General features: G+C 63.2%; 20 protein-coding genes and 2 tRNA genes. 8 read left to right on the forward strand and 14 right to left on the reverse strand.

Annotation, left to right across the window (positions count from 1 at the left end):
* The first annotated feature begins 84 nt into the window (after window positions 1-84).
* The 3 genes from KKQ75_RS03930 to KKQ75_RS03940 all read left to right on the forward strand — a co-directional run bounded on the left by KKQ75_RS03930 (window position 85) and on the right by KKQ75_RS03940 (window position 3723).
* The gene (locus tag KKQ75_RS03930) at window positions 85-834 is read left to right on the forward strand and encodes an electron transfer flavoprotein subunit beta/FixA family protein (RefSeq protein WP_213360464.1); all 750 of its coding nucleotides are present in this window, start codon (window positions 85-87) and stop codon (window positions 832-834) included.
* Window positions 835-862: 28 nt separating this feature from the next.
* Window positions 863-1795 carry an electron transfer flavoprotein subunit alpha/FixB family protein gene (locus KKQ75_RS03935; protein ID WP_213360465.1) on the forward strand — a complete coding sequence of 311 codons (933 nt, stop codon included), beginning with the start codon at window positions 863-865 and terminating at the stop codon, window positions 1793-1795.
* A 122-nt stretch (window positions 1796-1917) separates the two neighbouring features.
* Window positions 1918-3723: an acyl-CoA dehydrogenase gene (locus tag KKQ75_RS03940; RefSeq protein ID WP_213360467.1), complete on the forward strand. Its 1806-nt coding sequence runs from the start codon at window positions 1918-1920 to the stop codon at window positions 3721-3723.
* A gap of 138 nt (window positions 3724-3861) precedes the next feature.
* Here the strand turns inward: KKQ75_RS03940 and mnmH are convergent, their stop codons facing one another.
* Window positions 3862-4917 carry a tRNA 2-selenouridine(34) synthase MnmH gene (mnmH, locus tag KKQ75_RS03945; protein ID WP_213360470.1) on the reverse strand — a complete coding sequence of 352 codons (1056 nt, stop codon included), beginning with the start codon at window positions 4915-4917 and terminating at the stop codon, window positions 3862-3864.
* Between the two features lie 76 nt (window positions 4918-4993).
* On the opposite strand from mnmH, the gene selD reads away from it, so the two are divergent.
* Window positions 4994-6043 (forward strand): selenide, water dikinase SelD, encoded by a 1050-nt coding sequence (selD, locus tag KKQ75_RS03950; protein ID WP_213360472.1) that lies wholly within the window; start codon window positions 4994-4996, stop codon window positions 6041-6043.
* 46 nt (window positions 6044-6089) lie between these two features.
* Complete coding sequence (locus tag KKQ75_RS03955; RefSeq protein WP_213360475.1) at window positions 6090-7049, forward strand: NAD(P)H-dependent flavin oxidoreductase; 960 nt, start codon at window positions 6090-6092, stop codon at window positions 7047-7049.
* A 186-nt stretch (window positions 7050-7235) separates the two neighbouring features.
* Here the strand turns inward: KKQ75_RS03955 and dnaJ are convergent, their stop codons facing one another.
* From dnaJ to KKQ75_RS04005, 10 genes are all read right to left on the reverse strand, one after another.
* Window positions 7236-8369 (reverse strand): molecular chaperone DnaJ, encoded by a 1134-nt coding sequence (gene dnaJ, locus KKQ75_RS03960; protein WP_213360477.1) that lies wholly within the window; start codon window positions 8367-8369, stop codon window positions 7236-7238.
* A 143-nt stretch (window positions 8370-8512) separates the two neighbouring features.
* Window positions 8513-10438, reverse strand: a complete 1926-nt coding sequence (gene dnaK / locus KKQ75_RS03965; RefSeq protein ID WP_213360479.1) for a molecular chaperone DnaK — start codon at window positions 10436-10438, stop codon at window positions 8513-8515.
* 134 nt (window positions 10439-10572) lie between these two features.
* Window positions 10573-11118, reverse strand: coding sequence for a nucleotide exchange factor GrpE (gene grpE / locus KKQ75_RS03970; protein ID WP_213360481.1), 546 nt, complete (start codon window positions 11116-11118; stop codon window positions 10573-10575).
* Between the two features lie 92 nt (window positions 11119-11210).
* Window positions 11211-11936, reverse strand: a complete 726-nt coding sequence (locus KKQ75_RS03975) for an amino acid ABC transporter permease (RefSeq protein WP_213360483.1) — start codon at window positions 11934-11936, stop codon at window positions 11211-11213.
* Window positions 11937-12004: 68 nt separating this feature from the next.
* A complete protein-coding gene (locus tag KKQ75_RS03980) occupies window positions 12005-12868 on the reverse strand; it encodes a basic amino acid ABC transporter substrate-binding protein (RefSeq protein WP_213360485.1) in 864 nt (287 codons plus the stop codon).
* A gap of 160 nt (window positions 12869-13028) precedes the next feature.
* Window positions 13029-13832: a phosphodiesterase gene (locus tag KKQ75_RS03985; RefSeq protein WP_213360487.1), complete on the reverse strand. Its 804-nt coding sequence runs from the start codon at window positions 13830-13832 to the stop codon at window positions 13029-13031.
* A gap of 105 nt (window positions 13833-13937) precedes the next feature.
* On the reverse strand, window positions 13938-14297 hold the full coding sequence (locus KKQ75_RS03990) for an FKBP-type peptidyl-prolyl cis-trans isomerase (RefSeq protein WP_213360489.1): 360 nt from the start codon (window positions 14295-14297) through the stop codon (window positions 13938-13940).
* Between the two features lie 194 nt (window positions 14298-14491).
* Entirely contained in the window at window positions 14492-16966 is a 2475-nt protein-coding gene (gene rpoD / locus KKQ75_RS03995; RefSeq protein WP_213360491.1) for an RNA polymerase sigma factor RpoD, read from the reverse strand.
* 418 nt (window positions 16967-17384) lie between these two features.
* The gene (locus KKQ75_RS04000) at window positions 17385-18863 is read right to left on the reverse strand and encodes an RNB domain-containing ribonuclease (RefSeq protein WP_349772148.1); all 1479 of its coding nucleotides are present in this window, start codon (window positions 18861-18863) and stop codon (window positions 17385-17387) included.
* 101 nt (window positions 18864-18964) lie between these two features.
* On the reverse strand, window positions 18965-19855 hold the full coding sequence (locus KKQ75_RS04005; RefSeq protein WP_213360493.1) for a CoA transferase: 891 nt from the start codon (window positions 19853-19855) through the stop codon (window positions 18965-18967).
* 192 nt (window positions 19856-20047) lie between these two features.
* On the opposite strand from KKQ75_RS04005, the gene KKQ75_RS04010 reads away from it, so the two are divergent.
* The 3 genes from KKQ75_RS04010 (at window position 20048) to KKQ75_RS04020 (ending at window position 20850) form a co-directional block, all read left to right on the forward strand.
* A tRNA-Pro gene (locus tag KKQ75_RS04010) sits at window positions 20048-20124 on the forward strand.
* A gap of 108 nt (window positions 20125-20232) precedes the next feature.
* Window positions 20233-20309, forward strand: a tRNA-Arg gene (locus KKQ75_RS04015).
* Between the two features lie 28 nt (window positions 20310-20337).
* Entirely contained in the window at window positions 20338-20850 is a 513-nt protein-coding gene (locus tag KKQ75_RS04020) for a disulfide bond formation protein B (protein WP_213362664.1), read from the forward strand.
* A gap of 87 nt (window positions 20851-20937) precedes the next feature.
* On the opposite strand, the gene ppk2 is transcribed toward KKQ75_RS04020, so the two are convergent.
* From ppk2 to KKQ75_RS04035, 3 genes are all read right to left on the reverse strand, one after another.
* Window positions 20938-22089 (reverse strand): polyphosphate kinase 2, encoded by a 1152-nt coding sequence (ppk2, locus tag KKQ75_RS04025; protein ID WP_213360494.1) that lies wholly within the window; start codon window positions 22087-22089, stop codon window positions 20938-20940.
* A 79-nt stretch (window positions 22090-22168) separates the two neighbouring features.
* Entirely contained in the window at window positions 22169-23518 is a 1350-nt protein-coding gene (gene argA, locus KKQ75_RS04030) for an amino-acid N-acetyltransferase (protein WP_213360495.1), read from the reverse strand.
* Between the two features lie 217 nt (window positions 23519-23735).
* Window positions 23736-24812: a tetratricopeptide repeat protein gene (locus tag KKQ75_RS04035; RefSeq protein WP_213360496.1), complete on the reverse strand. Its 1077-nt coding sequence runs from the start codon at window positions 24810-24812 to the stop codon at window positions 23736-23738.
* Window positions 24813-24837 lie beyond the last annotated feature (25 nt).

Raw genomic sequence — 24837 nt, forward strand, 5'->3', positions numbered from 1 at the left:
CGTCAATAGATATAACGCGATAAGATGTTCGTGTGTTACACGCGAATTTTCCAAAATATCAACACACCCTCAGGAGATAAACTCATGAAAGCATTGGTCGCTGTCAAGCGCGTGGTGGATTACAACGTCAAGGTCCGCGTCAAGTCGGACAACACCGGCGTGGACATCGCAAACGTCAAGATGAGCATGAACCCCTTTGACGAAATCGCCGTGGAAGAGGCGGTGCGACTGAAGGAAAAGGGTGTTGTGACCGAGATCGTCGCCGTGTCCTGCGGCCCGACCCAGGCTCAGGAAACCCTGCGTACCGCCATGGCCATCGGCGCCGACCGCGGCATTCTGGTCGAAACCGGCGAAGAACTGCAGCCCCTGGCCGTGGCCAAGCTGCTCAAGGCCGTGCAGGACAAGGAGCAGGCGCAGGTGATCATCCTGGGCAAGCAGGCAATCGACGACGACGCCAACCAGACCGGCCAGATGCTGGCTGCCCTGGCCGACCTGCCCCAGGCAGCGTTTGCCAGCAAGGTCGAACTGGCCGACGGCAAGGCAACTGTCACGCGTGAAGTGGACGGCGGCCTGGAAACCATCACCGTGGGCCTGCCCGCCGTGATCACCGCCGACCTGCGCCTGAACGAGCCGCGCTACGTCACGCTGCCCAACATCATGAAGGCCAAGAAGAAGCCGATCGACACCATGAAGCCCGAAGATCTGGGCGTCGACGTCGCTCCGCGCCTGAAAACCGTGAAGGTGTCCGAGCCTGCTGCCCGCAGCGCCGGCATCAAGGTGCCCGATGTGGCGACCCTGGTGGACAAGCTGAAGAACACCGCCAAAGTCCTCTAAACCACAACAAGATTTCAGGAGATACCCCATGACTGCACTCGTGATTGCTGAACACGACAACGCTTCCATCAAGGCTGCCACGCTCAACACCGTGACTGCTGCTGCCCAGTGCGGCGGCGACGTGCACGTGCTGGTTGCCGGCTCCAACGCCGCCGCTGCTGCCCAGGCTGCTGCACAGATCGCCGGCGTGAGCAAGGTGCTGCACGCTGACGGCGCTTCCGTTGCCGAAGGCCTGGCCGAGAACCTGGCCGAGCAGGTGCTGGCTGTTGCCGGCAACTACAGCCACATCCTGTTCCCCGCTACCGCTTCCGGCAAGAACGTCGCTCCGCGCGTTGCTGCCAAGCTGGACGTGGCCCAGATCAGCGAAATCACCAAGGTCGACAGCCCCGACACCTTCGAGCGCCCGATCTACGCCGGCAACGCCATGGCCACCGTGCAGAGCAGCGATGCCACCAAGGTCATCACCGTGCGCGCCACCGGCTTCGACGCCGCCGCCGCTACCGGTGGCAGCGCCGCCGTCGAGAGCGTGGCCGCTGTTGCCGACACCGGCAAGTCCGCCTTCGTGGGCCGCGAGATGTCCAAGTCCGACCGTCCCGACCTGACTGCCGCCAAGGTGGTGGTGGCCGGCGGCCGTGCCCTGGGCAGCGAAGAGCAGTTCCAGGCCGTGCTGACTCCGCTGGCCGACAAGCTGAACGCCGCCATCGGCGCCAGCCGCGCTGCGGTGGATGCCGGTTACGCTCCCAACGACCTGCAGGTCGGCCAGACCGGCAAGATCGTTGCCCCCGAGCTGTACATTGCCTGCGGCATTTCCGGTGCCATCCAGCACCTGGCCGGCATGAAGGACAGCAAGGTGATCGTCGCCATCAACAAGGATCCGGAAGCCCCGATCTTTGCCGTGGCGGACTATGCGCTGGAAGCCGATCTGTTCACCGCCGTTCCGGAGCTTGTCAAAGCCCTGTAATGTAGGCGTAGTAAACTACGATCAAGCAGCCGTTCTTCTGCCGTAAAGCAGCTGGACGGCTGTTGTATTTGAGCGGTCCGTAAAAACCCGCATAACTATTTCAACAACTCAAGGAGTTCCTGATGAGCTTTACCGCACCCGTGCAAGACATGCTGTTCGACATGCAGTATCTGGCAAACCTCGACAAGCTGGCACAGGACGTGCCTGCTTACGCAGATGCCGGTATGGAAACCGCTCAGGCAGTGCTGCAGGAAGCCGCCAACCTGGTGCAGGACGTCATCGCCCCGATCAACTTCCAGGGCGACAAGAATCCCTCCACCTGGAAGGATGGCGTGGTCACCGCTGCCCTGGGCTTCAAGGAAGCCTACAAGCAGTACGTGGAAGGCGGCTGGCAAGGCCTGCAGCATCCCGGCCAGTACGGCGGCCAGGATCTGCCCAAGACCATCGGCGCGGCCGTGGGCGAAATGTGCAACGCTGCCAACATCAGCTTTGCCCTGTGCCCCATGCTGACCGACGGCGCCATCGAGGCCCTGCTGACGGCTGGTTCCGACGAGCTCAAGGCCAAGTACCTGCCCAAGCTGGTTTCCGGCGAGTGGACCGGTACCATGAACCTGACCGAGCCCCAGGCCGGTTCCGACCTGGCTGCCGTGCGCAGCCGTGCCGAGCCCGTGGGCGACGGCAGCTACAAGATATTCGGCACCAAGATCTTCATCACCTGGGGTGAGCACGACATGGCCGACAACATCATCCACCTGGTGCTGGCCCGCGTGGCTGGCGCTCCGGAGGGTGTGAAGGGCATCAGCCTGTTTGTCGTACCCAAGGTCATGGTCAACGACGACGGCAGCCTGGGCGCTCGCAACGACGTGCAGTGCGTGAGCATCGAGCACAAGCTGGGCATCAAGGGCAGCGCAACCTGCGTGCTGCAGTTCGGTGACAATGGCGGTGCCACCGGCTACCTGGTCGGCGAAGAAAACCGCGGCCTCGAGTACATGTTCATCATGATGAACGCTGCCCGCTACGCTGTAGGTGTGCAGGGTATCGCCGTGACCGAGCGCGCCTACCAGCACGCCGTGAACTATGCCCGCGAGCGCGTGCAGAGCCGTCCGGTGGATGGTTCCGTGAAGGCTCCCGTGGCCATCATCAACCACCCCGACATCAAGCGCATGCTGCTGACCATGCGTGCCACTGCCGAAGGCACGCGCGCCATGGCCATCTACGCCGCTTCGCTGTATGACGTCGAGCACAACCACCCCGATGCCACCATCGCTGCCGACAGCCAGGCGCTGTACGAGTTCATGGTGCCGCTGATCAAGGGCTACAGCACCGAAACCAGCCTGGAAACCACCAGCCTGGGCGTGCAGGTGCACGGCGGCATGGGCTTTATCGAGGAAACCGGCGCTGCCCAGTACTACCGCGATGCCAAGATCCTGACGATCTACGAAGGTACCACCGCCATCCAGGCCAACGACCTGGTCGGCCGCAAGACCGTGCGTGACGGCGGCGCCGTTGCCAGGAAGATCGCCGGCATGATCGAGCAGACCGAAGCCGAACTGGCCCAGAGCGGTTCCGAAGAAGCCAAGGCCATGCTGGAGTCCCTGACGGCTGCCCGCAAGTCTTTCCTGGAAGTGGTGGACTTCGTGGTTGCCAATACCAAGGCAGACCCCAATGCCGTGTTCGCAGGCAGCGTGCCCTACCTGATGCTGGCAGGCAACCTGGTGTCCGGCTGGCAGATGGCCCGTTCGCTGCTGGTGTCCGAACAGAAGCTGGCTGAAGGCGGCAATGACGACTACGGTCCGGCTTTCTATCAGAACAAGATCCAGACGGCGCGTTTCTACGCCGACCAGATCCTGAGCCGCGTGCCTGGCATCGGCTACAGCATCGTGAAGGGGCACGGTGCAACCAATGCGTTCAACGTGGACGCATTCTGATGGTGACTTCCGGCATGCCCGCAGGCATGCCGGCTCCATGCAGCAAAAAACCGGCTTCGGCCGGTTTTTTCGTGCCCGCAGCGAAGCGGGCGTGGTCGGTGCGATCGGAACCTGTGATCTTGCTGGCCGGCGAGGTTGTCAGCTTTCCACCGCCCGCAGCATGCGTGCAGCCACGTCTGCGATGCCGGCTTCGGACAGATCGCTGGCTTCGAAGGTGGGCCACGGGCGCACGCCGGTATAGTTCTGGCCTTGCGACTGGCGGTAGAGCGGGTCGTAGTGCTGGGTCAGCAGTTCTTCCACCAGCAGCGGCCACTGGCCGTGCTCGGCCAGCTCATGCCAGTGTTCGATCACCTTGGTGCCCTGGCGCTCCTTAAGCTTGGCCAGACGCGGCAGCAGCCACTCGTTGTCCTGCTGGGCGTAGGGATAGTCGCGCAGCAGGAAATTGACGCGGGCATGCATGCTGGCCTGTACGTCCAGACATGGGCTGGCGCGCATGGCCTCGATCACAGGTTCGGGAATATGCAGGTTGCCGACCTTGCGGCTTTCGGCTTCCACGAAGACGGGCCGGGACGGGTCCAGTTGGTCCAGGCGATCCCACACCAGGGTTTCAAAACCCTTCTGGCTGGGCTGGGGCTGCCCGGGCAGATTGCCCAGCACCGAGCCCTTGTGGCTGGCCAGTGTCTCCAGATCCAGGATTTGACCGCCCTGGGCCTCGACCTGCTGCAGAATGCGCGTCTTGGCGCTTCCGGTGGCGCCGCAGATGATGAAGAAGTCGAACTGTTCAGCCAGGTACCGGGTATCTTCCATCACATGATTGCGAAATGCCTTGTAGCCGCCTTCAATCCGGTCGGCGGTCCAGCCGATCTGGCGAAGAATCACCTGCATGGCGCCGCTGCGCTGGCCACCGCGCCAGCAGTAGATCAGCGGGCGCCATTCCTTGGGCTTGTCCAGCATCTGCTCTTCGATGTGGCGCGCGACATTCCTCGAAATCATGGCAGCGCCCATCTTCTTGGCCTCGAAGGGCGAGACCTGCTTGTAGGTGGTGCCAACCACCACCCGCTCTTCGTTGCTCAGGACTGGAAAATTGACAGCACCCGGGATGTGGTCGAGGGCAAATTCTGCCGGCGTACGCACGTCGATTATCATGTCGTAGCCGTGGAGGGCAGAGGGGGGAACCAGCCAGTTGTTTTTCATGGAAAGCCGCATTTTCGATAACCTCTCATCTTAAGACGTATCATCGGCATGATCCAGTTGAAACTGTAAACACATCATGGAATTTCCCAAACTGACTTCGCTCGCCCACGGTGGCGGTTGCGGCTGCAAGATCGCACCCTCCGTGCTGCAGGACATCATGGCATCGGTGCCCGCCGGCATTGTTCCGCCGCAATTGCTGGTCGGCACCGAGGCATCGGATGACGCGGCCGTGTACCGCCTGAACGATCAGCAGGCCCTGGTGGCCACCACCGACTTCTTCACGCCCATCGTCGACGATCCGCATGATTTCGGCCGCATAGCGGCCACCAACGCGATTTCCGACATCTACGCCATGGGGGGCACACCCATCCTGGCGCTGGCGCTGGTCGGCATGCCGCTGGACAAGCTGCCGCTGGAGACCATCGGCCGCATCCTGGAAGGGGGTGCTTCCGTCTGCCGCGACGCCGGCATTCCGATTGCCGGTGGCCACTCGATCGACGTGGTCGAGCCGATCTATGGCCTGGTGGCGCTGGGCCTGGTGCATCCGGATCAGGTCAAGAAGAATGCCGCGGCCAGGGCAGGGGACGTGCTGATCCTCGGCAAGCCGTTGGGCATCGGCATCCTGTCGGCGGCGCTCAAGAAGGAGCTGCTCAGTGCGGACGGCTATGCCCGCATGGTGCAGCTGACCACACAGCTCAACCGCGTCGGCGCGCAGCTGGCAGCCATGCCCGGCGTGCATGCCATGACCGATGTGACCGGCTTCGGTCTTCTCGGCCATCTGCTGGAAATGTGCCGTGGCTCCGGCCTGGCAGCCAGTGTCGACTATGCGGCGGTGCCCATGATCGGTGAAGCCGTGGCGCTGGCACAGCAGGGCATTGCCACTGGCGCCTCCACCCGCAACTGGGCCAGCTATGGTGCCGAGATAGTGTTGCCGGACGGCACTCCGGAATGGAAACAGAAGCTGCTATGCGATCCGCAGACCTCGGGCGGCCTGCTGGTGAGTTGCGCGCCCGAGGCTGCTCAGGAAGTGCTGGATGTTTTCCGCCAGGCAGGGTTTGCTGATGCGGCCATTGTCGGCCAGCTGGAAGAGGGTGACGCGAAAGTGAACGTTCGTTCGGTTTTGTGATATCTTCATCATCCTGCAGAACAACGCCTTTCAGGAGACAAGTTTCATGAGCCGCACACTTCCCGGCGCGCTGGCGCGCGTGCCTTTTCCCGTCATTGGTTCTCCGCTGTTCATCATCAGCAACCCCAAGCTGGTGATTGCGCAGTGCAAGGCCGGCATCATTGGTGCCATGCCGGCACTCAACGCGCGTCCGGCTTCGCAACTGGATGAATGGCTGGCCGAGATCACCGAAGAGCTGGCTGCGCACGACAAGGCGCATCCGGATCATCCGGCAGCACCGTTTGCCATCAACCAGATCGTGCACAAGAGCAATGCCCGCCTGATGGAAGACATGGCGCTGTGCGTGAAGTACAAGGTGCCGGTGGTCATCACCAGCCTGGGTGCAGTGGAAGAAGTGAACCAGGCCGCGCACAGCTACGGCGGCGTGGTGATGCACGACGTGATCAACAACCGCTTTGCGCGCAAGGCGGTCGAGAAGGGCGCTGATGGCCTGATCGCCGTGGCGGCCGGCGCCGGTGGCCATGCCGGCACAAAGAGCCCGTTTGCGCTGGTGCAGGAAATCCGCACCTGGTTTGACGGCCCGCTGGCACTGAGTGGCTCGATTGCCTCGGGCCGTTCCATCCTGGCGGCGCAGGCCATGGGCGCGGATTTTGCCTATATCGGCAGTCCCTTCATCGCCACCGACGAGGCACGCGCCAGCGACGCCTACAAGCAGTGCATCGTGGATTCCAACTCGGATGACGTGGTGTATACCAACCTGTTCACTGGCGTGCACGGCAACTATCTGGCGCCATCTATCCGTGCTGCAGGGCTGGATCCGGCGCATCTGCCGGAAGCAGATCCGAGCAAGATGGATTTTGGCGGCGGGGCGGCCAAGGCCTGGAAGGACATCTGGGGCTGCGGGCAGGGCATTGGCGCCATCGACAAGGTGCAGCCGGCCGGCGAACTGGTGGAGCAGTTCAAACGCGAATATGCGCAGGCACGCAAGGAGCTGTGTGGCGCCTGATCCCGGGGCTGCCCCCTGGCGTTGAACGAGAACGGGTTGTCATGATGGCAACCCGTTTTTTCAAGCGCAACATGCATGGATCCAGGGCGGGCGGCCTAGTCTGCGGCCGTAGGGGTCACATGCACATCCGCGATGAAAAAAGGGCCAGCAGTGATGCCGGCCCCATGCGTTCACGAGCGTGCTGGCTCAGGAGAAGAAGTCCTTCGCCTTGTCGAACCAGCTCTTCTCGTTCGGGCTGTGCTTGCCACCGCCTTTTTCCAGCGACTCATCGAGTTGCTTGAGCAGCTTGCGCTGGTGCTCGGTGAGTTTCACCGGCGTTTCGATGCTGATATGGCAGTACAGGTCGCCGGTGCTGGCCGAGCGCACGCCCTTGATACCCTTGCCGCGCAGGCGGAACTGCTTGCCATGTTGCGTGCCTTCGGGAATGTCGATCACGGCCTTGCCATTGAGCGTGGGCACCTCGATCTCGCCACCCAGCGCCGCCTTGGTGAAGCTGATCGGCACCATGCAGTGCAGGTCATCGCCATCGCGCTCGAACACGGGGTGTTTGCGGATGCGGATCTCGATGTAGAGGTCACCCGGAGGGCCACCGTTCGGGCTGGGCTCGCCATTGCCGGCGCTGCGGATGCGCATGCCGTCGTCGATGCCGGCGGGGATTTTCACTTCCAGCGTTTTCTGCTGCTTGATCTTGCCCTGGCCGTGGCACGTCGTGCAGGGATCGGGAATGATCTTGCCGGTGCCGTGGCAGTGCGGGCAGGTCTGCTGCACGCTGAAGAAGCCCTGGCGCATCTGCACCACGCCGGAGCCGTGGCAGGTCGGGCAGTCCTTGGCGCTGGTGCCGGGCTTGGCGCCGGTACCGTGGCAGGTGTCGCAGTCATCCCAGCTCGGGATGCGGATCTGCGCTTCCTTGCCGGCAGCGGCTTCTTCCAGCGTGATGTCCATGGCGTAGCTGAGGTCGTTGCCGCGGTGCACCTGGCGGCCGCCGCCACGGCCGCCGCGGCCCTGGCCGAAGATGTCGCCGAAGATGTCGCTGAAGCTCTCGAAGCCCCCGCCAAAACCGCCGCCAAAGCCGGCGCCGCCCATGTTGGGATCGACCCCGGCATGGCCGTACTGGTCGTAGGCCGCCTTCTTCTGTGGGTCGGACAGCATCTCGTAGGCTTCCTTGACCTCCTTGAACTTGGCTTCGGCTTCCTTGGCCGCATCACCCTGGTTGCGGTCCGGGTGGTACTTCATGGCCAGCTTGCGGTAGGCCTTCTTGATCTCGTCGTCGCCGGCATTGCGCGGAACGCCGAGCACTTCGTAATAGTCGCGTTTAGACATGACACTTCCTGAGGGGGCGGTCGGGGCAGCGCCAAAAAGCCGGCTGCCTCAACACAAACGCCGCGTGGCCCGGGGCAGCACGCGGCGCAGCTGATGCCATGGGCAAAAGCGTGAAAGGTTTCACGCTTTTGCCCCGATCGGCATCAGTCCTTCTTCACTTCCTTGACTTCGGCGTCGACCACATCGTCGTTGCCGGCTGCTGCGGAGGCGTCTGCACCGGGGCCGCCTGCTGCACCGGCAGCAGCGGCCTGTTCGGCGTAGATCTTCTCGCCCAGCTTCTGGCTGGCTTCCATCAGGGCGTTGTTCTTGGCTTCGATGGCGTCCTTGTCGTCGCCCTTGATCGCCTCTTCCACGTCCTTGATGGCGGCTTCGATCTTTTCCTTCTCGGAAGCGTCCAGCTTGTCGCCATGCTCGGCCAGGCTCTTCTTCACGCTGTGCGCCATGGCATCAGCCTGGTTGCGGGCCTGCACCAACTCGACCTTCTTGTGGTCTTCGGCGGCGTTCAGCTCGGCGTCCTTCACCATCTTCTGGATCTCGTCCTCGGACAGGCCGGAGTTCGCCTTGATGGTGATCTTGTTTTCCTTGCCGGTGCCCTTGTCCTTGGCGCTGACGTGCAGAATGCCGTTGGCGTCGATGTCGAAGGTCACTTCGATCTGGGGCATGCCACGCGGAGCGGGAGCGATGCCTTCCAAGTTGAATTCGCCCAGCAGCTTGTTGCCGGCCGTCACTTCACGCTCGCCCTGGAACACCTTGATCGTCACCGCCGGCTGGTTGTCTTCGGCCGTCGAGAAGGTCTGTGCGAACTTCGTCGGGATCGTGGTGTTCTTCTGGATCATCTTGGTCATGACGTTGCCCATGGTCTCGATGCCCAGGGACAGCGGCGTCACGTCCAGCAGCAGCACGTCCTTGCGGTCGCCGGAGAGTACCTGGCCCTGGATGGCGGCACCGACGGCCACGGCCTCATCGGGGTTCACGTCCTTGCGCGGCTCCTTGCCGAAGAACTCCTTGACCTTGTCCTGCACCTTGGGCATGCGGGTCTGGCCGCCGACCAGGATCACGTCGGAGATGTCGCTCAGGCTGATGCCGGCATCCTTCAGCGCGATCTTGCAGGGCTCGATGGAGCGCTCGACCAGATCTTCCACCAGGGCTTCCAGCTTGGCGCGGGTCAGCTTGATGTTCAGATGCTTGGGACCGGACGCATCGGCCGTGATGTAGGGCAGGTTGATGTCGGTCTGCGTGCTGTTGGACAGCTCGATCTTGGCCTTCTCGGCGGCTTCCTTCAGGCGCTGCAGGGCCAGCACGTCGTTCTTCAGATCGACGCCTTGTTCCTTCTTGAATTCGCCGATCACGTAGTCGATGATGCGCTGGTCGAAGTCCTCGCCACCCAGGAAGGTGTCGCCGTTGGTGGACAGCACTTCGAACTGCTTCTCGCCGTCGACGTCGGCAATTTCGATGATGGACACGTCGAAGGTACCGCCGCCCAGGTCATAGACGACGATCTTGCGGTCGGCCTTGTCCTGCTTGTCCAGGCCGAAGGCCAGGGCGGCAGCGGTAGGCTCGTTGATGATGCGCTTTACATCCAGACCGGCGATGCGGCCTGCATCCTTGGTGGCCTGGCGCTGGCTGTCGTTGAAGTAGGCCGGCACCGTGATCACGGCTTCGGTCACGGGCTCGCCCAGGTAGTCCTCGGCGGTCTTCTTCATCTTGCGCAGAATCTCGGCGCTGACCTGGGGCGGTGCCAGCTTGTTGCCGCGCACTTGTACCCAGGCGTCGCCGTTGTCGGCCTTGACGATCTCGAAGGGCATCAGGTCGATGTCCTTCTGCACTTCCTTCTCGGAGAACTTGCGACCGATCAGGCGCTTGATGGCGTACAGCGTGTTCTTCGGGTTGGTGACGGCCTGGCGCTTGGCGGACGCGCCGACCAGCACTTCGCCGTCGTCCTGGTAGGCGACGATGGACGGCGTGGTACGCGCACCTTCGCTGTTCTCGATCACGCGGGTGGTGTTGCCTTCCATGATGGCCACGCACGAGTTGGTGGTGCCCAGGTCAATACCGATGATTTTTCCCATGTCTGGATTCTCCTGATCTTTCAATATCTGCCAGTCCTGCTTTGTTCACCTCGAGGCTGGCTGCTGGTCTGAACTTGCGGATCACTGGCGGTTTTTCAAGCCGTGTCCGCAATATTTTTGAGGGAGTGTCTGGTTCACGCGGGCGTCACGGTTACCAGGGCCGGGCGCAGCACGCGCTCGGCAATCAGGTAACCCTTCTGCAGCACGGTGTTGATGCTGTTCGGGGGCAGCTCGACGCCCGCAGGAGCAGGCACCACGCTGATGGCCTGGTGCTGGTTGGGGTCGAACTTCTCGCCCTGGGCCGGGTTGACCACCACGACCTTGTTGCGCTCCAGCGCGCTCAGCAACTGGCGCAGGGTGGCGTCGGTGCCTTCGCGGAGCTGCGCGGCGGTGGCATTGGGCACCGCCAGGCCGGCTTCCAGGCTGTCGATCACGGGCAGCATGCTTTCGGCGAAGCTCTCGATGCCGAATTTGCGGGCCTTCTGCACTTCCTCGTCGGCACGGCGGCGGGCGTTCTGCACTTCGGCCTGGGCGCGCAGGTACTGGTCCTGCAGTTCGGCGACCTGGGCCTGCAGGGTAGCGACGTCGACGGCGGCGTCGGCTGCCGCTTCAGGTGCTGCGTCGGCGGGGGCTTGCGTTTCGGGCTGGAGGGAATCGGGTTGTTGTTCGGGGTTCGTCATGGGGCCTTGCTTTCAATAGTCCGATGGCAGGGCAGCAGGACTGCTGCGTCTCGGGATGCAGATGGGCACGGGTGCCGCAATTTCAAGAAGCTTCAGCGCCCGCGCTGTTCCTCGGAGGTTTCCAGCCGGCGCGCCGCCAGCGTGATCACTCCGGTCATCACCAGATAGACCAGCGAAATGGCCAGGTAGGGCTCCCAGTAGCGCGAGTAGGCGCCTGCGACCGTACGCGCGGCCATGGCCAGTTCGGCCAGGCCGATGGCAGAGACCAGGGAGGAGTCCTTGAGCAGCGTGACCGCCTCGTTCACCAGCGGCGGCACCATGCGGCGCAGCGCCTGCGGCAGCACGATGTAGCGCATGGTCTGGTATTCGTTCATGCCCAGGCTTTCGGCCGCCTGCACCTGGCCGCGCGCGATGGACTGGATGCCGGCGCGCACGATTTCGGAAATGTAGGCACTGGCATTGAGCGTGAGGGCCAGTGCGCCGGAGAAGAAGGCGCCGTAGGTCTGGCGGAAAGTGCTGGCAGCCTCGCCGGTGAGCAGAAGACCGGTTTCCGGATGGATCAGGGTGGGGGTGAGTGCAAAGTGCACCAGCAGGATCTGCACGAACAGCGGGGTGCCGCGCAGTACGCCGACATAGGCGGTCAGCAGGGCGTGGGGAATGCGGCGCCAGCCCTTGGGCTTGCGCGAGGTGACCAGGCCGATCATCATGCCGGCGGCCAGGCCCAGCACCAGGGCGATGACGGTGAGCTTGATCGTCATCTGCACGCCCGAGATGAACAGCGGGGCGTAGGGAGCGAGAATATTCCAGCGTAAGTCCATGCGCTTCTACCAGAAAGAACATGCCCTGCCGGGAGGGGGCAGGGCAATGCGGGTTGTCAGACTACGCGTCAGTTGGAAGCGGCAGAGGCGGCGGCAGAAGCGGGGGCCAATGCAGCGGCAGCGGCCGGAGCAGCTTCAGGCGCACCGAACCACTTGCTGTAGATGGTGGTGTAGCTGCCGTCCTGGCGGATGGCGCTCAGGCCGTCGTTGACCTTCTTCAGCAGCTCGGTATTGCCCTTCTTGATCACGATGCCGTAGCGCTCGGGGGTGAAGCTCTGGTCGTTGACCAGCTTGAACTTGCTGCCGCTGTTGTTCTGGATATAGTGCTTGACCACGCCGTTGTCGCCCACCACGGCCTGCAGGCCGCCGGCTTCGAGCTCCTTCAGGGCCAGCGGCATGGATTCGAAACGCTTGATGTTGGGGTTGGTCTTGCCGATCAGCTTGGACACGACTTCGTCACCCGTGGTGCCGTTCTGCACGCCGATGGTCAGGGCCTTGATGTCTTCCAGAGAAGCCACCTTGGAGTCCTGCGGGACGGCGATCAGTTGCACGGCATCGAAGTAGGGCTCGGAGAACTCCATGCTTTCCTTGCGCACGTCGGTGATGGTCACGGCAGACATCACGATGTCGCTCTCGCCGCTGTTCAGCGTGTTGAAAATGCCTTCCCAGGGGGTGTTGACGAAGCGGATCTTGAATCCGGCCTTGTCGGCAACGGCCTTGATCACGTCGGCGTCGAACCCTTCCACTTCGCCGCTGGATGACAGGGACTCGAACGGGGCAAAGGCGGCGTTGGTGGCAACCACCATCACCTTGTCGGCCGCGGCGGCGGGCGTGCCGGAAGCGGCAGTGGCAGGCGTTTCGGACTTGGAACAGCCGGCAAGTGCGGCGGCCACGGCCAGGGAGAGGGCAAATCGACGGGTGAATGCGTGCATGAAAGGTCTCGGGTTAAGGACATGCGGAAAGATCCGCCGGAGCCGGCCTTGTGGGCCGGAAGTCGGGAATTTGTAACCTTTCATTATACGAGAGCGTGCATATGTGAGTCATGCAAAATATGTTGCGGGCGCCTGCATGGATTGCAGGCAAGGGCGCGCGTCAGACGAACGGAAAGGGTCCTGCAAACGCCAGCGTCGTCATCTCGTGCGTCACCAGCCGGCCTTCCGGCGAGAAGGCGTGCAGCAGCAAGCCGGGCGGCTCCAGGGTCCAGGCCAGCGGGGCATCCGGAGCAAGATCCAGCGCCACCTGGTGGGCCGTGGAAGGCGCCACGATGGCACGAGTGTGGGCGAACCCGGTCTGGATATGACGGTGCATGTGGCCGGATATCAGTCCGTGCACGTGCGGGTGGCGCTGCACGATGGCCTCCAGCTCGGCAGCCCCTTCGATCAGCCCGATTTCGTCCATGCCGTCGATCAGCGTCCGGAAGGGAGGGTGGTGCAGGGCGATCAGCGTGGGGCGCTCCGAACATTGGCCAAGCGCGTTGTCGAGCCACGCCAGGCGTTCACTGCAGAGGTGGCCCTGGTCACGTCTTGGCACCACGGTATCCAGCGCGATCAACTGCATAGTACCGATGGGGACGCTGTATTGGGCAAAGCCGCCGGACATCCACGCCGGCTGCTCCGGAAAGGCGTCGCGCAGCGTGGCACGGTCGTCGTGGTTGCCGGGCAGCAGATAGACGGGAACCGGGTCGAGCGGGGTCAGCAGATCTTTCAGCTGACGGTATTCTTCGGCCTGCCCGCGATCCACCAGATCGCCGGTAATGACGACGGCATCCGGGCGCTGCGGCAAACGCTGAATGACCGTGACGGCCTGGCGCAGAAAGGTGGAGGTGTCGATGCGGCCATAGGCCAGTTCGCCCGGCCGGCTGATATGGGTATCGGAAAGCTGGACGATCAGGGTCATGATGATGAGGTCGAGTTTGAACTGCAATTTTCATCGTACCTGATTCCGCCGCTCCATGAAAAACGCCCCGTCGAGGCGGGGCGTTTTGAAGTGCAGTGTGTGCGATCAGCGCAGATCCAGCAGTTCCACGTCGAACTTGAGCGTGGCATTGGGCGGAATCACGCCGCCGGCGCCGCGGGCGCCATAGCCCAGCTCGGGCGGAATGATCAGGGTGCGCTTGCCGCCCACTTTCATGCCGGCCACGCCTTCGTCCCAGCCGGCGATCACCATGCGCTGGCCCAGGCCAAAGGCGAAGGGCTGGCCACGGTCCTTGCTGGAGTCGAACTTGGCGCCTTGCTCGCCGTTGTTGTACAACCAGCCAGTGTAGTGCACCAGCACGTTCTGGCCGGCCTTGGCTTCGGCGCCGGTACCGACTTCGGTGTCGATGTACTGCAGGCCGGTGGGGGTGGTCACGGTATTGCTCATGGAAGCGTCCTTGTTGGGAGTAGAAGCTGAAGAAGCGGGGGCGGTTGCCGCAGAGGCTGCCGCAGATGCGGCATCTGCGCCGGCCAGCCTGGCCGGTTCGTTGGCGGGCTTGCACCCTGCCACCAGCACGGCAACTGCAATGGCGCATGCGGCGCCTGTCCTGGAGAAATTCCTGGTCGAGATCATGTTCGCCATCAGTCGTTGCCACCGAGGAAGGTGCGCAGCTTGTCGCTGCGGCTCGGGTGCTTGAGCTTGCGCAGCGCCTTGTGCTCGATCTGGCGGATGCGCTCGCGCGTCACGTCGAACTGCTTGCCGACTTCTTCCAGGGTATGGTCGTTGTCCATCTCGATGCCGAAGCGCATGCGCAGCACCTTGGCTTCGCGCGGGGTGAGCGAGTCGAGGATGTCCTTGACCACGTCGCGCAGGCCGGCCTGCATGGCGGCCTCGATCGGAGCGGTGTTGACGCTGTCCTCGATGAAATCGCCCAGATGCGAATCGTCGTCGTCTCCGATGGGGGTTTCCATCGAGATCGGCTCCTTTGCGATCTTCATGATCTTGCGGATCTTGTCTTCGGGGATGTCCATCTTCTCGGCCAGGATGGAGGCGTCCGGTTCGAAGCCGAATTCCTGCAGGTGCTGGCGCGAGATGCGGTTCATCTTGTTGATGGTCTCGATCATGTGCACCGGGATGCGGATGGTGCGGGCCTGGTCCGCGATGGAGCGCGTGATGGCCTGGCGGATCCACCAGGTGGCATAGGTCGAGAACTTGAAGCCGCGGCGGAATTCGAACTTGTCCACCGCCTTCATCAGGCCGATGTTGCCTTCCTGGATCAGGTCCAGGAACTGCAGGCCGCGGTTGGTGTACTTCTTGGCGATGGAAATCACCAGGCGCAGGTTGGCCTCGATCATTTCCTTCTTGGCGTTGCGCGAGAAGCGCTCGCCGTCGATCATGCGCTTGTTGATGTTCTTCAGCTCTTCCAGCGGCACCACGACGCGTTTCTGCAGGTCGATCAGGCGCTGCTGCAGCTCCTGCACCGGCGGGATGTTGCGTTCCAGCGTGGCGCTCCAGGGCTTGCCGGCTGCGGCCTGCTGCTCCACCCACTGCAGGTTGAGCAGGTTGTCGGAGAATTCGGCAACGAACTTTTCCTGCGGCATGTGGCACTTGTCCACGATGATCTGGCGCAGCAGGCGCTGGTTCTTGCGCACCTCCTCGACCTGTTCGCGCACGGTGTCGCACAGCTTCTCGATGGTCTTGGCGGTGAAACGGATGGTCATCAGCTTGCTGCTGATGGCCTTCTGCGCCTGCACGTAGGCGGGCGAGCCGTAGCCGTCCTTCTCGTAGGCGGCGAGCATGGTCTCGAAGCTGGCGCGGATATCGTCGAAACGGCGCAGCGCCTCGTTCTTGACCATTTCCATCATCTTGGTCTGGGACTTGGTACCGCCGTCGTCATCATCGTCGACCTCGTCCTCGTCTTCTTCGGCCACGTAGTCGTCGTTCTCGTCGGCATCGGTAAAGCCGTCGACCACGGTCGTGATCACGACCTTGTCTTCACGGATTTCGTCTGCCATGGCGAGAATCTCGTCGATGGTGGCGGGAGAGCCGGAAATGGCTTCCATCATGTCCATCATGCCGCCCTCGATGCGCTTGGCGATCTCGATCTCGCCTTCGCGCGTGAGCAGTTCGACCGTGCCCATTTCGCGCATGTACATGCGGACCGGGTCGGTGGTGCGGCCGAATTCGTTGTCCACGTTGGACAGGGCGGCTTCGGCTTCTTCCTCGGCTTCCTCCTCGGTGGCGGCGGTGCCGGTGGCGTTGTTCAGCAGCAGGGTTTCGGCGTCGGGGGTCTGTTCATAGACGGAAACGCCCATGTCGCCCAGCATGGAGACCACGACTTCCAGCGTCTCGGCATCGACCAGCTTGTCGGGCAGGTGGTCGGAGATTTCGGCGTTGGTGAGGTAGCCGCGCGTCTTGCCCAGCTTGATCAGCTCTTTCAGGCGCTGGCGGCGGGTGGAAACTTCCTCTTCGGACAGGACGGCTTCGTCCAGACCGAATTCCTTCATCAGCGCGCGCTCCTTGGCCTTGGAGAGTTTCATGCGCAGCGGCTTGACCTTCTCGGCGGTTGCGGCCTGCTCGGGCGCGGCTTCTTCTGCCACTTCCTCTTCGGCGAATTCGGCTTCGACGTCGCTGAAATCCTCGTCGAGGTCGTCGCCCTTGGCCTTGCGGCCGCGCTTGGCTGCGGGGGTGGAAGCCGTCTTGGCGGCGGCTGCAGGCTTGGCCCTGGCTGCGGTGGTGCGGCGGGTCGTCGTCTTCTTGGGAGCAGCCGCGGCTGCTTCAGGCGCTTCGGTCTCGGCGTCGGCAGGGGCGGGCTTGGCGCGGGTGCGGCGCGTGGTGGTCTTCACGGTTTGTTCGGCCGCTTCGGCAGCGGCTGCCTCGGTCGTGGCCTTGGCCGCACGCACGGTGCGGGTACGGGGAGTCTTGGGGGTGGATTCGGTCGTCATTGCTTCGGTCTCTGCCGCGGGCGTGGTACGCCGGCGGCTGGTCCTGGTGGGGGCGGGGGTCTCGACGGGTGCGGCTGCCGTTCTGGCCGTGCTGCTTGTGCGGGGTGCAGTGGTACCTGCTTCGGCGGCCTCGGGGGCCGTTGCCGTGCTGTCTTTCTTTCTGGTAGCCATGGATAACCCTTCCACATCCTTCAAGTGAGTGAATACAGCCTGCCGGATGCAGGGCGCGCAACAGAGTGCTTCCCATATGGGGAGCACATGCCGGAATTTCCAGTGGGGGAGTCAACCCCGCCTTACGAAAATGCCTTCGCGGCTGCAGTTGCACAGGCAACCACAGGGGATGGCAGACGTGGGCAAGGGGGAAGGGCGAACATTTGGGATACAGTCCTTGCGAATGGGAGGCCGGTCGGGGTGCCGTGTTGACCCGCTGTTGGCCATGTTCGGAGGTGCTGCTGTCGCACTTGCCATGTCGAACTTTGGATTATACCAATTGCATGGTTTTTCTGCAAGGTGCAAAAGGCCTGCCCGAGCCCTGCACCGTGCTGTCATTCAGAACGCCGGCCGGGTGCCGGCCGGCGCGCCTGGGCGTTCAGGACTGACATACCAGTTCGAAATCGATGAAGCCGCGTTCCACATCGGTAGACAGCAGCCGGGCACGCACGCGCTCGCCGACCTTGACGCGATCCCCGGCCGCCACCAGCAGCTTGCCTTCGGCCGGCGGCAGGAAGATACGCACCCAGGTGTTGCCGTTGGAGGAGCCGGTGACGATGCCGTCGAAGATCTCCCCCAGGTACTTGTCCAGCACCAACGCAGCTTCGGACTTGCGCATCTGGCGCTCGACCTTGTTGGCTGCGCCTTCCTGGCGCGTGCAGTGCGTGGCGAGGCTGGCCAGCTCGTCGATGGAGTAGGGGGCCGGCTGCTCCTTGAGCGTGGCCTTGAGCAGGCGTGCCGTGACCAGGTCGGGGAAGCGGCGGTTGGGGGCGGTGGAGTGCGAGTAGTCGCGCACTGCCAGGCCGAAGTGGCCCAGCTTGGGGCCGCCCGGCACTTCCACCACGTATTCGCCTGCGCCCATCAGCTTGATGATGGTAAGCGAGAGATCCGGGAAGCGCTCGGGATCGAGCTTGCGGCGCTTGGCGAGGAAGTTTTCCAGCGCCAGTGCGTCGGGCTCTTCGGGCAGGGTTTCGTTGTATTCGGCTGCCACTGCCACGATCTTGAGCCAGCGTTCGGGCGATCGCACCACGCGGCGCAGCGAGGGGCGGCGGTGCGCGGCCAGGAAGCGCGCGGTGACGCCGTTCGTGGCGATCATGAATTCCTCGATCAGCTGGCGGGCGCGGTTCTGCACCTGCTGGCGGATCTCGATCACCTTTTCGCCGTCGAACACGGCCTTGGGCTGGAAGGTCTGGAATTCGAGCGCTCCCTGTTCGCGGCGGCATGCGCGCAGCTGCTGGGCGATCGAATCCTGCGTGCGCAGCTGCTGGTCCATGCCTGGAACGGCGGCCGCAGCGGGTGGCAGCGGACCGTCGCCGTCGATCCAGGCCGAGACCGAATCGTAGGCCAGCTTGGCCTTGTTATGGACGCGGGCGCGATAGATGCTGGAGGCGGACATGCTGCCATCGGGCTGGAAGCTCATGTCCGTCACCATGGCCAGGCGCGGGCCGTCGGGGTTGAGCGAGGTGAGATCGGTGGAGAGCTTCTCGGGCAGCATCGGAAAGATCACGGCCGAGGTGTAGACCGAGGTGGTGTTGTGGCGGGCGTGCTGGTCGATGGGGGTGTCCTTGCGCACCAGCGCGTCCACATCGGCGATGGCCACCAGAATGCGCACGGCGCCGCCGGGCAGCATTTCGCTCACGGTGAGCTGGTCGAGGTCACGCGAATCGTCGTTGTCGATCGAGCACCACAGCAGGTCCGTCAGGTCGCGCACTTCGCCGCCGTGCGGTTCGCCGAGATGGGTGATGGCGGCGAGCTGGTCCAGGGCAGCGGGCGAGAATTCGGGCTTGAGGCCGCGTTCGCGCATGGCGCGGACGGCAAGGGCTTCCAGGTCGTGCTTTTCGTGGGCGGAGTGTTTCACGCGGGGGTCCTTTGTTCCGGGCGGAGGAATCGGCGGGAGCGGGTTTTCTGGCTGGACATGGGTTCCCCGGTTTGTCATTCGGGGGTGGAGGCGTTGCGGTGTCAGTCCCGGGGCAGGGTCTCCAGCGGAATGTCCTTCTCCAGTGCCAGCTTGTCGAGCTGCTTGCGCGTCTTGCCCGCCAGCCACTTCTCGATGGCCTGGCGCGAGCTGTCGAGCAGGATGCTGTCGGGCACGGTGGGGTCGATGCCGGCTTCGGCGCAGACGCGCTGGTAGAAGTGCGGCTCCAGCGCAGCCAGGGCGACGCGGCCGTCCTTGCAGGCATAGACGCGGTAGCCTACATGGCCTCCGCCGGTCAGGGCCTTGGGATGCTGCATGTCGAAGCTGGTGCGGGGACGTGCCAGATAGGACACGGCCTGGCTGAGGCCGACTTCGATCAGCGTGCCCTTGGCGTGTTTCTGGCGATGCAGCACGCACTGCAAAACGGCCTCGCTCGCCATGAGCGAGCCGGCCATGTCGGCAAACAGCGTGGGCGGCAGGTTCAGGCCGGTGACCAGGCCGTTCTGGGCCTGGTAGGTCAGGTCGTGGCCGGCTTCATCGGGGTTGGTGGTGCTGCCGTAGATGGCGACCAGCGAGAGGTGCGGATGCTGCTTGTGCAGGGTCTTCCAGTCCACGCCGAGCTTCTGCATGGCGCTCTGGCGAAAGGACGTGATCAGCACATCGGCTTTTTCGAGCTGCCTGTGCAGCTGGCGCTGGCCCTGTTCGGTCTTGAGGTTGACGGGCAGCACCTTGATGCCGTCATGCATCTCGGCGTGGCCGGCCGGGCTGTAGATGTGCATCGGGTCGCTGGTGGTCTGGCCCGCGGGGGCAGGGGGTTCCAGCTTGATGCAGGTGGCGCCCATCTCCTTGCAGCGTTGCAGGGCAGCGGGGCCGGGCAGGTTGAGGGCGAGGCTGACGACGCGCACGCCGCGCAGGACCTTGAGGGGTTTGCTCATGGAGTCTCCGGATATTGTTCTGGCTCTGTGTCCGCGCGGAAAGCAGGCTCGCACGGATGACTCACTTTAACGCAGCAACGTGGCGGTTTGCCGTGGGGTCAATGCGCGACGCGGCAAGGATGCGGAAATTTGCCAAAAATTTGGCGGCGGCTTGCCGGATGGGCGTACAAAAGGCTACAATCACCGTCTTTGCGGAGCATAGCGCAGTCTGGTAGCGCATCTGGTTTGGGACCAGAGGGTCGGGAGTTCGAATCTCTCTGCTCCGACCAAGACATGACAAAGGACTGGCGAAATGCTTTGCCGGTCCTTTTTCTTTTCCTGCCTTGGCCTGCAGCTTCTTGCTGCTGTGTGCGCTGGGTAGAATGGCAGCCGTTTCACTGCCCGTAGCTCAACTGGATAGAGCAGCTGCCTTCTAAGCAGCAGGTCGGGGGTTCGAGTCCCTCCGGGCAGGCCAATTTTCTGCAGGTGGCCCCATGCAAGCGCTGATTTCCCTGTTCTTCGACACGCCGCGACGTACTCTGGCCTGGATTGCTGTTGTGGTTGCGGGCATGCTGGCGTTTGGGCTGAACCTGCAATACAACGGTGGACTCACGCCATGTCCGATGTGCATCGTGCAGCGCTACCTGTATATTCTGGTGCTGCTGCTGGCGCTGGCCGGCTGGGCGGGCAAGGGGTGCCGCTGGCATGCGGCGAGTTATCTTCTGATCGTGCCGGTGGCGGCTGCGGGGGCGTTTGTGGCGGCGCGCCAGTCCTGGCTGCAGTGGTATCCGCCCGAGTTCTACAGTTGCGGCCGCGACTTCTACGGCATGATCGAGCAGATGCCGCTGAGTCAGGCGCTGCCCAAGATCTTTGCCGGCAGCGGTGATTGCACGGCGGTGGACTGGACTTTTCTCGGCGGCACGATCGCCAACTGGTCTTTCGTGGGCTTTGTGGCCCTGATCGTGATCGGCATCGGCTGGCTGCTGCGCATGCGCAGGCAATGTGCGGCAAAGTAACAGGCACAATAAGGCAAGGCCTCTGGAAATCCAGTGGCCTTGCTGTTTCAGGAGGCCGACCATGCCAGCCTCTTGCCGGACCGGCGCTTACTTGTTCTTGGCCAGCAGTTCGAAGGCGTTGCGCACTTCACCCATGGGGCGCTCGCCCGTTTCGTAGATGTTGTTGGCGCGACCGACCAGCAGGGTGTCGAGCGTGCCGATGTTGTCCAGAGCCTTGTTGGCGTAGGGCACCTTGTTCAGCACGTAGCGCATGGCGTTGAGGCGGGCGCGCTTCTTGCAGTCGGACTTGATGACGGTCCAGGGGGCGTCCACGGTGTCGGTTTCGAAGAACATGGCTTCCTTGGCGCGGGTGTAGTCGTCCCACTTGTCCAGCGAGGCCTTGTCGATCGGGCTGAGTTTCCACTGCTTGAGCGGGTGCAGCTCGCGCTCCTTGAAGCGGCGGCGCTGCTCGTCGCGGCTGACGGAGAACCAGAACTTGAACAGGAACACGCCGCTGCGGGTGAGCATGCGCTCGAACAGCGGGGCCTGCAGCATGAATTCGCGGTATTCCTCATCGGTGCAGAAACCCATCACGCGCTCGACGCCGGAACGGTTGTACCAGGAGCGGTCGAACAGCACGATTTCCCCGTGCGTGGGCAGGTTCTTCACGTAGCGCTGGAAGTACCACTGGCCACGCTCCTCGTCGGTCGGCTTTTCCAGGGCCACCACGCGCGCGCCGCGCGGGTTCAGGTGCTCCATGAAGCGCTTGATGGTGCCGCCCTTGCCGGCTGCATCGCGGCCTTCGAACACGATCACCACACGGGCGCCGGTCTCCTTGACCCAGGCCTGCAGCTTGAGCAGTTCTACCTGAAGCGAGTACTTCTGCTTCTCGTAGTTCTTGCGGCTCATCAGGTTCTTGTAGGGGTAGCCGCCCTTGCGCCAGTCGGGAGCCAGCTCCTCGTCGGCAGAGACGTTCTGGCGTACCACGGAGCTGTCGATGGCCAGCATGCGCTTGAGGGCTTCGACCTCGTCCTTTGAGGCGCGGGACAGCAGCGTCTGCATGGCCTCGAGCTTGTCCTCGGCCTGTTCCAGGATCTGCTCGATGGCAACACTGCGGCGCGTCATGGCGGACATGGAGGCATCATGCGTGGCGACCTTGTCGATGTTCTCGACGGCACTCTTGCCGATCACCACGTCACCGGAACGCACCAGACGTGTGGGATCCTTGAGGGAGATGGGGGTGGTTTTGCGGGTCACCATGCAGGAAACTCCTTTTTCAGATTGACATTCGATACGGGCCACGGGCACGGCAGCAATTGCCTGCCGCGGGATGCGTGGCTTACTGCAGCTTCTTCACCAGCACCAGGCTCTTGCGGTCCCAGTTGTACTTGCGCTTGCGGGCTTCCGGAAGCCAGGTCGGATCAACCACGGTGAAGCCGCGCTTGATGAACCAGTGCATGGTGCGGGTGGTGAGGACGAAAATGCTTTTCAGGCCCATTGCGCGGGCGCGCTGCTCGATGCGGCGCAGCAGCTTGTCGCCGTCGCCCTGGCCCTGCACTTGCGGGCTGACGGTGACCGAGGCCATTTCGCCGGTGCCGTCTTCGGGGTAGGGATAGAGCGCGGCGCAGCCGAAGATCACGCCGTCGTGCTCGATGATGGTGTAGTGGTCGGCATCGCGCTCGATTTCGGTGCGGCTGCGCTTGACCAGGGTGCCGTCCTTCTCGAAGGGCTCGATCAGCTGCAGGATGCCGCCCACGTCCTCGATGGTGGCTTCGCGCAGGCTTTCGAGCTTTTCGTCGACCACCATGCTGCCGATGCCATCGTGCGTGTAGATTTCAAGCAGGATGGAGCCATCGACCAGATAGGGCACGATGTGGCTGCGTTCCACGCCGTTCTTGCAGGCAGTGACGCAGTACTGCAGATGAAAGCCCATGTCGGACGGCTTTTCGGCCGGCGGCAACTGCGCCAGCAGCTCTTCGGCGTAGGCCAGGGGCAGTTCGGTGTCAATGGGGTTGTCGTCCGCCGGGGGATCGAGCGGGCGCAGGCGGATGCCGCCGTTGTCCGTCAGGAAGATCAGCTTGTCGGCATGGAGTTCGCTGGCGACTTCGGTGGCCACGTTCTCCATGGTGAGGTTGAAGGCTTCGCCCGTGGGCGAAAAACCCAGCGGAGACAGCAGTACCATGGCGCCGCCATCGAGCATGGTCTGGATGGCGGTGGCGTCGACCTTGCGCACGAGGCCTGAGTGCTGGTAATCGATGCCGTCGACGATGCCGACCGGGCGTGCCGTGAGGAAGTTGCCCGAAATGATGCGTACGGTAGCGCCGGCCATGGGCGTGTTGGGCAGGCCCTGGCTGAAGGCGGCTTCGACTTCGTAGCGCAGCTGGCCGGCGGCCTCGAGCGCGCAGTCCAGCGCCACGCTGTCGGTGACGCGGGTGCCCTTGTAGAAATGGGGTTCGTAGCCCTTGGCGCGGAGCTGTTCGTTCACCTGCGGACGGAAGCCGTGCACCAGCACGATCTGCACGCCCATGCTCTGGATAAGTGCCAGATCCTGCGCGATGTTGCCGAGTTTGCCGGCAGCAATGGCCTCGCCAGGCACCCCGATCACGATCGTCTTGCCACGGTGCATGTGGATGTAGGGCGCAACGGAACGGAACCAGGGAACAAAGGTGAAGTTGAAGACGCCGGACATCGGAGGGCAGGGGATTTCTTGTTCGATTCTTGCAGGAGCTTGCAGGTCGCTTGCGGGAATAAATTTCGCGCGCGCGACTGCCATGCCCGGATTGTCCGCCTTTTCCTTTCGGGGTAAAAGGTCTTGCGTGCTCCAGCATGTGAATTAGTTACGCAAGTGTTGCCCTGATGCAGCCTGTGTTGTCAACTTTGGTGATATGAGGAGTTTCCCGGAGTTGTCAGGGGCCTGCCAGAGGTACGCGCTTCTGCCATTGGGGAGGTAACAGGTCGAACAACGGGGTGGGGTCGCGTTGCAGGCGGCGTGCGTCGGGAGCTGGCGAACCGTCGATGAAGGGCGACGCTGGGGCCAGGTTGACGTTGGCAAGTTGCGACATCCAGCCAATGTCGACACCACCCGCACTGTTCGGACGGGAGTAGATCAGTTCCAGCATCCTCCTTGCCGGGAGGTTCCCCTTGGCGCTGGCCAGCCGATAGAGCCGTATGGCTTCCGTGAAATTTCTGGGTCGACCGTCGCCACGATGGTTGGCGCGGGCCGCACGGTAAATGTCCTCCGCCGGACTGTTGGCATCCGGGTAGCGTCCTTGTCTCGTGCTATCCGGTTGCTGGACAATGCGGATGTCGGCTTGGGCGGATGCTGCGTGCGGGGCGTCCTGCCGGACATGTCCGGAGGCCTTTGGCAGATTGTTGCTGGTTGCCGCACGCAAGCCCAGCTCGATTTCTGCCTGTACATCGCCGGAGCGTGCCGCACGTCGCAGCAGTTGCCTGGAACTGGCAGTGTCACTGCTACGGAAGGCCGTACCATGGCGGGTGCTAAGCAGCCAGGCAAGGTAATCGGCTCGGCCTGGATGCGTATGCCTGAGTTCCGTGATATGCACGGATGCAGCCTCGAGGTTCTTCTCTCCGTTGCAGGCCTCCATGTGACACCATGCAAGCCCGGCATGTGCCCAGCCTTGCCCGCCCAGATCCAGTGAGCGGGCGAACCAGTCGAAGGCTTGCGGAAGGTCTGCGCGCGTGCCTGCACCATGCAGGTAGATGAGGCCCAGCAGCCAAGCCGCATCGGCAGCGGAAGCGCTTCCACGGGGTGATCCATTCACTTCCCACTTCAGGCGGGATATTTCCTGCTCGAATGCCGGGTCAGGGATCGTCAGGCTGGTAGAGGCAGTCGGGCCAGCGCCGGGGAAGGGCTTGTCCATGCCTTGTGCACACGCTGCACCATTACCGCCCAAGGTGAACAGCAGGATGACAGCGGAAGTTGCAGACTTGCCGTGGCGAGTCAGAGTGGACAGTTTGGACATGCTCGACAGAGGTCTTGTGGTTCGT

Origin of the sequence: Brachymonas denitrificans (genome assembly GCF_907163135.1) — a bacterium.
Lineage (GTDB): Bacteria > Pseudomonadota > Gammaproteobacteria > Burkholderiales > Burkholderiaceae_C > Brachymonas > Brachymonas denitrificans_A.

Coding starts and splice junctions, on each gene's coding strand:
- ppk2 (WP_213360494.1), bottom strand. CDS start 22,089: ATGGTGACCCGCAAAACCACCCCCATCTCCCTCAAGGATCCCACACGT.
- dnaK (WP_213360479.1), bottom strand. CDS start 10,438: ATGGGAAAAATCATCGGTATTGACCTGGGCACCACCAACTCGTGCGTG.
- argA (WP_213360495.1), bottom strand. CDS start 23,518: ATGTCCGGCGTCTTCAACTTCACCTTTGTTCCCTGGTTCCGTTCCGTT.
- selD (WP_213360472.1), top strand. CDS start 4,994: ATGGAATTTCCCAAACTGACTTCGCTCGCCCACGGTGGCGGTTGCGGC.
- KKQ75_RS03985 (WP_213360487.1), bottom strand. CDS start 13,832: ATGACCCTGATCGTCCAGCTTTCCGATACCCATATCAGCCGGCCGGGC.
- KKQ75_RS03980 (WP_213360485.1), bottom strand. CDS start 12,868: ATGCACGCATTCACCCGTCGATTTGCCCTCTCCCTGGCCGTGGCCGCC.
- rpoD (WP_213360491.1), bottom strand. CDS start 16,966: ATGGCTACCAGAAAGAAAGACAGCACGGCAACGGCCCCCGAGGCCGCC.
- KKQ75_RS03975 (WP_213360483.1), bottom strand. CDS start 11,936: ATGGACTTACGCTGGAATATTCTCGCTCCCTACGCCCCGCTGTTCATC.
- KKQ75_RS04035 (WP_213360496.1), bottom strand. CDS start 24,812: ATGTCCAAACTGTCCACTCTGACTCGCCACGGCAAGTCTGCAACTTCC.
- grpE (WP_213360481.1), bottom strand. CDS start 11,118: ATGACGAACCCCGAACAACAACCCGATTCCCTCCAGCCCGAAACGCAA.
- KKQ75_RS03935 (WP_213360465.1), top strand. CDS start 863: ATGACTGCACTCGTGATTGCTGAACACGACAACGCTTCCATCAAGGCT.
- dnaJ (WP_213360477.1), bottom strand. CDS start 8,369: ATGTCTAAACGCGACTATTACGAAGTGCTCGGCGTTCCGCGCAATGCC.
- KKQ75_RS03940 (WP_213360467.1), top strand. CDS start 1,918: ATGAGCTTTACCGCACCCGTGCAAGACATGCTGTTCGACATGCAGTAT.
- KKQ75_RS03930 (WP_213360464.1), top strand. CDS start 85: ATGAAAGCATTGGTCGCTGTCAAGCGCGTGGTGGATTACAACGTCAAG.
- KKQ75_RS04005 (WP_213360493.1), bottom strand. CDS start 19,855: ATGAGCAAACCCCTCAAGGTCCTGCGCGGCGTGCGCGTCGTCAGCCTC.
- KKQ75_RS03955 (WP_213360475.1), top strand. CDS start 6,090: ATGAGCCGCACACTTCCCGGCGCGCTGGCGCGCGTGCCTTTTCCCGTC.
- KKQ75_RS03990 (WP_213360489.1), bottom strand. CDS start 14,297: ATGAGCAATACCGTGACCACCCCCACCGGCCTGCAGTACATCGACACC.
- mnmH (WP_213360470.1), bottom strand. CDS start 4,917: ATGAAAAACAACTGGCTGGTTCCCCCCTCTGCCCTCCACGGCTACGAC.